The sequence below is a fragment of the Moorena sp. SIO3H5 genome, from assembly GCF_010692395.1.
Classification (GTDB): domain Bacteria; phylum Cyanobacteriota; class Cyanobacteriia; order Cyanobacteriales; family Coleofasciculaceae; genus Moorena.
In genome coordinates this window covers 1-9423 of sequence record NZ_JAAHHS010000307.1, presented here as the reverse complement: position 1 = coordinate 9423, position 9423 = coordinate 1, and the positions used below count along the sequence as shown (strand labels likewise).

The 9423-nt window shown below is 42.7% G+C and carries 8 protein-coding genes; 4 read left to right on the top strand and 4 right to left on the bottom strand.

What is annotated here, in order from left to right; translation table 11 throughout:
* Window positions 1-131: 131 nt before the first annotated feature.
* A complete protein-coding gene (locus F6K52_RS26240; protein WP_293085180.1) occupies window positions 132-2090 on the bottom strand; it encodes a TonB family protein in 1959 nt (652 codons plus the stop codon).
* Window positions 2091-2196: 106 nt separating this feature from the next.
* Complete coding sequence (locus tag F6K52_RS26235) at window positions 2197-2907, bottom strand: precorrin-2 C(20)-methyltransferase (protein WP_293085176.1); 711 nt, start codon at window positions 2905-2907, stop codon at window positions 2197-2199.
* A gap of 40 nt (window positions 2908-2947) precedes the next feature.
* Here F6K52_RS26235 and F6K52_RS26230 point away from each other — a divergent pair, with 40 nt between their 5' ends.
* Window positions 2948-3649, top strand: a complete 702-nt coding sequence (locus tag F6K52_RS26230; protein WP_293085173.1) for a lipase — start codon at window positions 2948-2950, stop codon at window positions 3647-3649.
* On the opposite strand, the gene F6K52_RS26225 is transcribed toward F6K52_RS26230, so the two are convergent.
* Complete coding sequence (locus tag F6K52_RS26225; protein ID WP_293085169.1) at window positions 3621-3779, bottom strand: hypothetical protein; 159 nt, start codon at window positions 3777-3779, stop codon at window positions 3621-3623. The two genes, F6K52_RS26230 and F6K52_RS26225, sit on opposite strands and share 29 nt — an antisense overlap.
* Window positions 3780-4362: 583 nt before the next feature.
* On the opposite strand from F6K52_RS26225, the gene F6K52_RS26220 reads away from it, so the two are divergent.
* Window positions 4363-6318, top strand: a complete 1956-nt coding sequence (locus F6K52_RS26220; RefSeq protein WP_293085165.1) for a pentapeptide repeat-containing protein — start codon at window positions 4363-4365, stop codon at window positions 6316-6318.
* 36 nt (window positions 6319-6354) lie between these two features.
* Here F6K52_RS26220 and F6K52_RS26215 read toward each other — a convergent pair whose 3' ends face one another.
* Entirely contained in the window at window positions 6355-6960 is a 606-nt protein-coding gene (locus F6K52_RS26215; protein ID WP_293085161.1) for a Uma2 family endonuclease, read from the bottom strand.
* Window positions 6961-7568: 608 nt separating this feature from the next.
* On the opposite strand from F6K52_RS26215, the gene F6K52_RS26210 reads away from it, so the two are divergent.
* On the top strand, window positions 7569-8039 hold the full coding sequence (locus tag F6K52_RS26210) for an AidA/PixA family protein (RefSeq protein ID WP_293085157.1): 471 nt from the start codon (window positions 7569-7571) through the stop codon (window positions 8037-8039).
* A 314-nt stretch (window positions 8040-8353) separates the two neighbouring features.
* Window positions 8354-8824, top strand: a complete 471-nt coding sequence (locus tag F6K52_RS26205; RefSeq protein WP_293085155.1) for an AidA/PixA family protein — start codon at window positions 8354-8356, stop codon at window positions 8822-8824.
* The last annotated feature ends 599 nt before the right edge of the window (window positions 8825-9423 follow it).

Genomic DNA, 9423 nt, shown 5'->3' with positions numbered 1-9423 from the left:
TGGTGAATTCTTAATTCTCAATTCTCAATTCTCAATTCTTAATTCTCAATTATCAATTCTTAATTCTTAATTCCAAAATAATGTTAATGCTCCATTGACCAACAACCCAGGCTTTCACTAACAGAAAATTCCTATTTACAAGACCTGGACGATGGTGTTGTAAAGGAGTCTATTCTGTTGCGCCTGCGAGCTGATCTAGATTTGAACTTGCAGTCTTTATCCTCTTGTGAGTTTTGGTTTTCAGTGGCTGCTGCTGCTGGAACGGATTCTTTCCCTGAGTTTTCATTAGCTGACTGTTCCGAAATCGAGTTTTCATTAGTAGCTTGAGCTGGCTTGACTGGAACAGCTGTAGTATTAGTATTTTCCTGAGTAGTATTTTCCTGAGTAGGAGTATTGTCCCGTACTGGTACTAACAACCTCCTGGGTTTAGGAGTATTTTCCTGAGTAGGAGTATTTTGCTGTACAGGTACTGCTCTAGGTCTAGGAGTATTTTCCTGAGTAGGAGTATTCTCCCGCACTGGTACTCTGACCCTTGTGGGTTTAGGAGTATTTTCCTGAGTAGGAGTATTCTCCCGCACTGGTACTCTGACCCTTGTGGGTTTAGGAGTAGAGTCTTGGCTAGAGGTATTGTCCCGCACTGGCACTGATATTGTTCTGGGTCTAGTGTTGGAATTTTCCCTAGCACTATTCGGTTTTACTGGAACTGATACTGTCCTATTGTTATCGGTATTGTTATCGGTAGAGTTATTATTAGCAGAGTTATTCCTAGGAGTTTCTGGCTTAGGCACTGCTATTACTGGATTGTTGGCAGCAGCGTTTTCCCCACTAACAGTATTTGGCTTTGCTGGAACTGGCTGGTTAGCGGTTTCTTGGAAAACCGCTAGACTAGGACAGTCGCCTTTGTCATAGTCAAAGGCTACCTTGACCTGGTAAGGTTTTGTTGTGCCACTTTGGTTGTTAAACTTGCGGAACTGAATATCTTCCAGTGCTTGCTGATTTAAAATGCCGTACCCTGCACTCTGAATCAGCTGTGCATTAGTCACTTCACCATTAGCACCTACTAAAATTCCGAAGACGGTTGTGCCTTCTAGTTTTTTAATACAAGCGTCTTTCGGATAAGTAGCACTAACTGTTATTGCTTCTGGTATTACTTCTTTTTTGGGTAAGGTATCCTTTACCAAAGCCATCCATTCCACCAGGTTTTTCCTAGCTTCCTCATCACTGGTATTGGCTACATCTTTTCTCAGTTGCTTCCGCCGCATCCGCACTTGAGCTACTAAATTGTTCTGACGTTGTCGTGCGATAGCAACCGCACTAGGGGGTGCTGGTTTACTAGGCTCAGAAGGAGGAGGGGTGATGGAAAATTGTGGTTTCGGAGCAGGTGGAGTAACGGATACCGGTGGCTGTTGGTTAGGAACCTCTAATGGATCAGGAATCTGGTTGGTAGAATTCCCAAATACTGGCAAGGAACCGGTCTGGAAGGAACCTGGATTCAAAGACTCTGTATCGAATTTGAACTGAGGTCGCGGTGGTGGGGCTGGTAGTGCTGTCGCTGGTCTTGGTGGTAGCTTGATCGGGAAAGACCCTCTGGTAAGAATTGGTCTTTTGCGATTTAGCAGTGGTAAAGGATACTTACCAATTGTGGGTAAGGGTTTTATCGGTACAGCAGATCTCAGAGGTGGGGGTGTGGGAATTTTCTTCAGGGACTCTAGAGAAGGTAGCGGTGGTGGAGGGGGTGGGAAAGCACTAAATAACGAAGGGATGGAGGGATTGGCCGGAGTCTTGGCATTTGGTAGAGCTGGCAGAGTTAGTGGAGGTGCAGCCGACTTGGGCACACGGTTGAGTTGTTGAGGGCTTAACTCCAACACTTGCACCATTGATTCTTCCTTAGGCTTTTGATTCTTCAACAAATCACCTAAGATAGGTACGAGTAGCATATGAACCCCCAGAGAAGCGGTAACAGAAATCACTAGGGGGTGACTCAGCATTTCTGGGACGTTTTTAATTAAAGAAGCATCAGACATGGCAGTTATTGTTGACGTATTTCCATCGTTGCTAATAAGCTCTCGGCTGAGGAGATGCTTATTCAATTAAGTCTTGGCAAATCAGAGTGAGTGATCGTGCTGGGGCTAGCTATAACAACTATTTTGACAACTACATCGATGGCTGAAACATTGCTATCTATTGGTTTGCTATCTATTGGTTTACCTTAACAATTAGCAGAGAAAAATAGGGTAATGCCAAGTTAGGGCGATCGCATAAATTACGATAAATCACCTGCTCCGGTAGAGTTGCTCGTTCTACCACATAGGCATTTTCCAACAACTGATGTCGATGCAGCACTTGCCACACCTGCTGATAAACTGAACTGACTTTGAGCAAGACTACTACATCTGCCCAAGTCAAAACCTTTTCCAGTTCCTCCACATTATAGAGAGCTGGTAGCACTACCAGGCGCTGATCACGAATGGTCAAGGGTAATCCCAAAACCGATGCTGTAGCCATGGGGGAAGATACCCCTGGTACAGTTTGAATCAGGCTTTGAGGATGTAACTGTTGTAGCCTCTGTGCCAAATAGGTAAATGTGCTGTAAAAACTCACATCTCCTTCGCACACAAATGCTACATCTTGCCCTAATCCTAGATAATTCCAGACTTGCTCAGCAGCAAGTTGCCATGCTTGGGTCAAGATAGCGGTATCCTGCACATATGGAAATGTCAAGGGTAACTGCACCTGATGATTCTCCAACCATTGAGCGACAATCTGTTGAGCTATTCCTGGTTTTCCACGGACTCCAGTAGGAAAGGCTACTACTGGTGCCTGTTTCAATATACGTAGTGCTTTGAGGGTGATCAGGTCAGGATCCCCAGGTCCAACGCTAATACCATAAAGTGTACCTAGTTTCACAAAAGTTTATAATTATTTACAAAATTTAAAATTACCACCGATGCCATTACCAACTGTTATTTTACCGGGCTATTTTGCTAGCGCTAGTGAATACCGTGATTTAGAACAATCACTACAACAGCTAGGGATTGCCGCAACTACTGTCCCAATACGCCAACAGGATTGGTTTCCTACCCTCGGTGGTCGCTCTGTGGTGCCAATCTTGCGAAAAATCGACCAAGCTGTTAAACAGCAGTTGGAGAAGCATAACACGTCAGAGATTAATTTAATCGGTCACTCTGCTGGTGGCTGGATTGCCAGGATATATCTAGGAGAAAAGCCTTACACGATTCATGGAGATGTTACTGATGACTCGGTAGGGTTATGGAATGCTCATTCCTATATCTCTACTTTAGTGACTCTGGGTACACCCCACCTCAGTCAGGAACGTTGGACTAAACGCAATCTTGATTTTGTGAATGATAACTATCCAGGGGCCTTTCACCAAGATGTCCATTATATTTGTGTCGCTGGTAAGGCTATTTATGGTAAGCGACGTTTAGGCAGCTGGTTGGCTTACAACAGTTACAAGCTCACTTGTGGAGAAGGGAATTGCTGGGGAGATGGGATTACTCCGATTACTGCTGCTCATTTGGCTGGAGCGACTAATATTACTCTTGATGAGGTGCTGCATTCTCCTAGGAGGAAGGGGCTTTGGTATGGTTCACCTGAGGTCAGGGAGGCTTGGGTGAAGTATTTGTAGGGTTTGGATCTAGGTTGTGAAATAGGATTGATGGGAGTAGGGAACAGGGAACAGGGAACAGGCAAGAGGCAAGAGGCAAGAGGCAAGAGGCAAGAGTTGAAGTAGAGTGCGTTAGGGGCGGGCGAGCCATGATTTTCCCCCTCTTCGCGCCTTGTTGAAATAGCCCGCACCGTAACGCACCATCAGGTCAAACAGCTTTTAGCAGATGCACCCTATCTAGAACTTAATGCGATTAGCCCGAAGGGCGTTGGCTAGCGATCGCAATGGTAGAAGTGGGTTTCAGCTACAACAACCTATCCCTGGATGTCTGTACGAAACAGTCTGTAAGTTAATAAACACAATCAATAGGGGTTTATTAAGAATTATTACCAATTTATTGACAATAAATGCTTATTATAATAATGCACTACCACTAAACTTCCCTAGTATACGTGCGATCGCTTTTAGCGGAAGCTTTGCTTCATCGCTTAGCGTGGCCTATGACCAATCGCCTTTGGCTGTGCGTAACGCATCCCAGGAGTGGGACAGTAGCAGGGTTGTGATGAAGCCTATGTGCCCAAGCAAATTTATTCCTACGAAAGTATTTCCAGAATCTTGATTTATTGGTTTTAATTTATACTAGAAAGCGATACATAATTTACTTCAATTAAAATAAATTGTGATAATTTTTGTTCCCTACTTCCTGTTCCCTTTTCTATATATGATTATCGCTGATGGAAGCTAATGAAGTTCTGAAACGATATGCAGCAGGAGAACGGGATTTCCGCAGGGTAAATCTTAGGGGTCAATCGTTTCAGGGGAAAAACCTTTCAGAGGCAGATTTTAGTGAAGCGGATATTCGAGGAACGAATTTTAAGAATGCTACTCTAACCGGAACTAAGTTTTGTAAAGCGAAGGCAGGATTACAGAAACGGTGGGTAATTGTTCTTTTGTTGGTTTCATGGGTAATCTCAGGACTATCAGGAATTCTTTCTTCATTTTCTGGGTCATTAGTAGCATTAATGTTTGAATCTAGCGACGTAATATCGCAAGTTTCCGGCTGGATAGCACTGGTTGTAATAATTGTTTTATTTGCTGTTATCCTTCATCAAGGTATCGGAGTAGCCACAGCCATAGCCGGAGCTATAGCCGTACCCTTCACTGTAGCTGGAGCCTTCGCTATAGCCTTTGCTATAGCCGTAGCCGGAGCCTTTACTATAGCTATAGCCGTAGCTGTAGCTGGAGCCATAGCCGGAGCCATAGCCATAGCCGTAGTCATAGCCATAGCCGTAGCCTTTGCCATACAAGGAGCCTCCGTTGCACCCTTCGCCGGAGCCTTAGCCGTATCCGTAGCCTTCATCTTATTTAGCACTTACCTGGGCTGGCGTGCTCTAAAAGGGGACCCCAGAGATGCTTGGATTCGTAGTATTGCTATTGTTTTTGCTGCCACAAGAGGAACTAGTTTTCACAAAGCCGATTTAACCGATGCTGATTTTACGGGAGCTATTCTTAAAAGTACAGACTTAAGAGAGGCTACTCTTACTCGTACGTGTTGGCAAAATACGATTAAACTTGACCAAGCTAGACCAGGAACAAGCTACCTTCAATATGAAAACATTAGACAATTGCTTCTCACGGGAGAAGGACAAGATAAAAACTTTTATCGCCTCGACTTAAGAGGTATTAATTTAAAGGGAGCTAATCTACAAGATGCTAGCTTCATCGCAACAGATTTAAACCGGGCTAACTTACAAAATACTAATTTATCCAGAGCTAAGTTAGTTCAAACATTACTAGAAGGAGCAGATTTAACCAGAGCAACATTAACGGGAGCATATATCGAAGATTGGGCAATCAGCAATACTACTAAATTAGTTGAAATTAAATGCGATTATATTTTTCTAAAACTACCGACTAAAAATTCTCCAGACCCTAAACGTCGTCCTGCTGACCAAGAGAGAAATTTTCAACCAGGGGAATTTGCTAAGTTAGCTCAGAAAATTCCCAATACTGTCGATTTAATTTTTAAAGATGGTATCGACTGGCAGACTTTACTGAAAACGTTTCAAGAGCTTCGAGTTCGAGTAGAAAGCGAAACAGGAGAGCTACCAGTCATACAGACAATAGAAAATAAAGGCGATGGTGCTTTTGTTATTCGTGTCAAAGTTCCTGAGGAGGTTGATGAAGCTGAATACGAGCGGAAGTTTTGGGCGAAATACAATCCAATGTTAGAGGCTAAAGATGAAAAAATAAAGCTTTATTCTGAACAAATAGAATTTATACGTAAAGACAATACTAAATTAATAGGAATTATAGAAACAATGGCAGAGAAAGAAACTACTAAATATGACCAGCGTGGTGCCAATATTAACATTGGAAGCTATGTTGACACAGCTCAGTCTGGTAGTCGTCAGCAAGGCTATGCTAATCAAAATAACTACGAGGAAGGTGACAAAAATCTAGCTGAAGCAGCTGAAATCCAGCAATTACTAGAGCAACTAGAGAAAACCAACCCTACTGCCACAGAAGCAGAGCAAGAAGCCTTTGTCAGTGCAGCCATTACACCAACCAAGAAAGAAAGGCTAATTAATGCTCTCAAAGAAGGTGGTCAAGGAGCAATTGAAGAATTCCTTGATAACCCATATTTGAATGTAGCAATTAGAATTATTGAAGGGTGGAGAAACCCTTAATTTTACAGGTTACGATAGTACTGATAACTCCTGCCCTTACCAGATTTTCCCCAGCTTCAGCACGAAACCGGGCAGCACCGACTCATCTCCCTTTACCGTAGCAGGATTGTCCAACTGCTCCACTTCCCTACCAGGACGGTAAATATACACCCGACGATTATTGGGGTCAATCAACCACCCCAACCTCGCGCCATTGTCGATGTACTCTTCCATCTTGTCCTTGAGGTCTTTGACGCTATCACTGGGGGAACGCAATTCAATCACAAAATCTGGGCATAGAGGAGCAAATTTTTCCTGTTGTTGAGGTGTTAGGGCTTCCCATCTTTCTAAGGTTACCCAAGAGGCATCAGGGGAGCGCTCTGCACCATTGGGAAGCTTAAAACCAGCAGATGAGTCAAAACCCTTGCCTGTGCCATCTTGTTCTACCCAACTCCACAACTGACCATTGAGACTGAAATTTCGACCTCCGGTTCCACTGCCTGTTGGGGGCATAATAATTATTTCTCCCTCTGACGTGCGTTCAATCCGTAAATCTCGATTAATCTGACAAAATTCAAAAAACTGGTCATCATCCATGTCCAATGCTGGGGGCATCCTCAGCACAATCGGATTAGTTTCAACAGCTGTGGTGGCTACTGTCATGACTTAGCTACTTCCCGCACAAAAGAGTTTCTTCTATTTTAATTAGTGGTACTTATGTATCCCATCGGTTTGGTACTGGTGGGGTTTTGTTTGGTGCGTTCGCTAGCCAACGTCCTTTGGGCTAATCGCGTAGCATCCCAATGGTAGAAGTGGGTTTCAGCTACAACAACCTATCCCTGGATGTCTGTACGAAATAGTCTATAGGTTAATCAACACACTAAACCAGGGTTTATTAAGAATTATTACCTTTTTATTGACAAAAACGGCTTTTTATAATAAAAAACTACAACGAAAATTCCCTCGTATAGGTGCGTTCGCTAGCCAACGCCCTTTGGGCTAATCGCGCCCCGCGTGACCGTAGGTCAATCCCGTAGCGTGGCCTAAGCCCCATCGCTTTTAGCGCAGCGAAACTAATTGCAGGGGGCAGGAAGGTAGCAGGGTTGTGAGGGTAGTGTAGTAGCCATAATTTAAGGATTTAAGGTTGGAATAATGGTGATTTTAATCGAGTAAAAAAGGTACCCTCAGGGGTACTGCAACCCTCCTAAAATGAAAACTATGATAAAAGCATGGTTCTAAAAGCAAACATGCCAAAAAATGGAGGCAAAATCATGAGCAATGGAAGTGTTATCAACGCGATCAAAGTATTAACAACGATTGATTGTGAAACCTTGCTGGAACTTTATCCCAATGCTAGTAAAAATATAAATGCCCCAACAGGTATTAACCCGACCAATCTTCGGAAAAGCATATATATGGTAACCAAAGATTCCGATGAAATGAATGGTCAGGCAAGTCCCGAACTGAACATAAAAGCAGATCAAGGAGATACAATACATTGGAGGGCAACAAGCTTATCCCTTGATTCCGACTTGAGCGCAGAGTTCTACGAATTCCGGTACACTGGAGGTAATCGAAACGTAATTACACCTCCATTTCATGTTGGAAATGGTTACTGGCTAGCAAATGTGATAGTTAACCAAGGATTCATCACATATGATTGGAAGTTTAAAATATTAGATCGACGTGGACAAGTCTTAGGTTACTTCTACTGGGATCCAAAGATAACAGTCGTAAGCTAACGATCGACTTCTTCATTACTTAATCTGGAAGTAGCCAGACTTCTTGAGTCTTTTCTCTGAGAGCTGGAGGTAAAAATCTCTAGGAGAATTGGTGTCCCCTTCCCAATAACTAGTTCAGATCTGACACGTTCTCCCCCGTTAACCCTTACGGGATCACGGGGGGATTCTTAAATAAATAAGCAAAATTGAATCCAATCTTACTATTTAAGTACGCACTTTACGTACTGACTATTTCCTAATTATTCGGTAATCAATAAACCGATATTTATTAATAACAATTAACCAAATATAAATTACAAGAACAAAGTACAATTATGTCACAATTAATTCTATTCAACACCATCAAAGTATTGACAGTAATTGATTGCGAAACTTTGCTAGAACTTTATCCTAATCCTAGCACATCGATGAGTAATCCAACAAGTATTAGCCAGACCAATCTTAATAAAACCATATATACGGTTACTAAAGATATCGACACAATGACTGGTAAACCAGGTTCAGAGCTGAACATCCGAACAGATGTACAAGATAAAGATATATTAAATCTAATAAAATGGAGGGTAACAAGCTTATCTTTAGATACAGACTTGGAAGCAGAATTCTACGAAGTTCGAGCCATAAATTGTTCTGAAAGCCTAATTTACTCACCAAGAAAAGTAGAAAGTGGACAAAGTAGTTACTGGCTTTCAATATTTATAGGTTCAGGAAAAGTCATATATGATTGGAAACTTAAGATATCTGATCGATTTGGAAATATCCTAGGTTGCTTATCTTCTCAATAATTCAGGATAAACTCGCCGCAAACAATAAATATAACTAAGTGCGATAAAGCGTTGGTTAATAATGAAATAATTTTAGCAGTTTTGTGGAACAGGTAGAATGCCTGTTCCTAGAATGATATGTCAGCCGTCAGCCGTGGGCGTAGGGCATTAGCTGAATGCTGATAGCTTAATGATTATCCCATGTGTAGTAGGGATTTGTTTTTGCGATCGCGCCCCGCGTGACCGTAGGTCAATCGCCTAGGGTGACCGTAGGTCAATCGCCTAGGGTGACCGTAGGTCAATCGCACTACCAAAATCTACCCATGTTGATTACGGATTGATGTTTGCGTTCGCGTAGCGTGACCGTAGGTCAATCGCATTTCTATCAAACTCTATAGGTAATCTTCTCAAGACCAATATCAGATCAGCATCATAGCAATTGTACCCATTAATGGAAGTCAAAAGGTGAATCTCCCTGGATAGGCTTTGCCAACTAGGGGAATGAGCTGAGATTAGTTAGTGTTAGGCTCTTAGTTTCGATAATTACTCTTACCGGGATTACCCTGAGGGAAGCCTGGGAGCTTGATTGTTTTAGGGATTAGGGACTGAGGCCGTTGGCA

Coding starts and splice junctions, on each gene's coding strand:
- F6K52_RS26215 (WP_293085161.1), bottom strand. CDS start 6,960: ATGACAGTAGCCACCACAGCTGTTGAAACTAATCCGATTGTGCTGAGG.
- F6K52_RS26210 (WP_293085157.1), top strand. CDS start 7,569: ATGAGCAATGGAAGTGTTATCAACGCGATCAAAGTATTAACAACGATT.
- F6K52_RS26230 (WP_293085173.1), top strand. CDS start 2,948: ATGCCATTACCAACTGTTATTTTACCGGGCTATTTTGCTAGCGCTAGT.
- F6K52_RS26205 (WP_293085155.1), top strand. CDS start 8,354: ATGTCACAATTAATTCTATTCAACACCATCAAAGTATTGACAGTAATT.
- F6K52_RS26220 (WP_293085165.1), top strand. CDS start 4,363: ATGGAAGCTAATGAAGTTCTGAAACGATATGCAGCAGGAGAACGGGAT.
- F6K52_RS26225 (WP_293085169.1), bottom strand. CDS start 3,779: ATGGCTCGCCCGCCCCTAACGCACTCTACTTCAACTCTTGCCTCTTGC.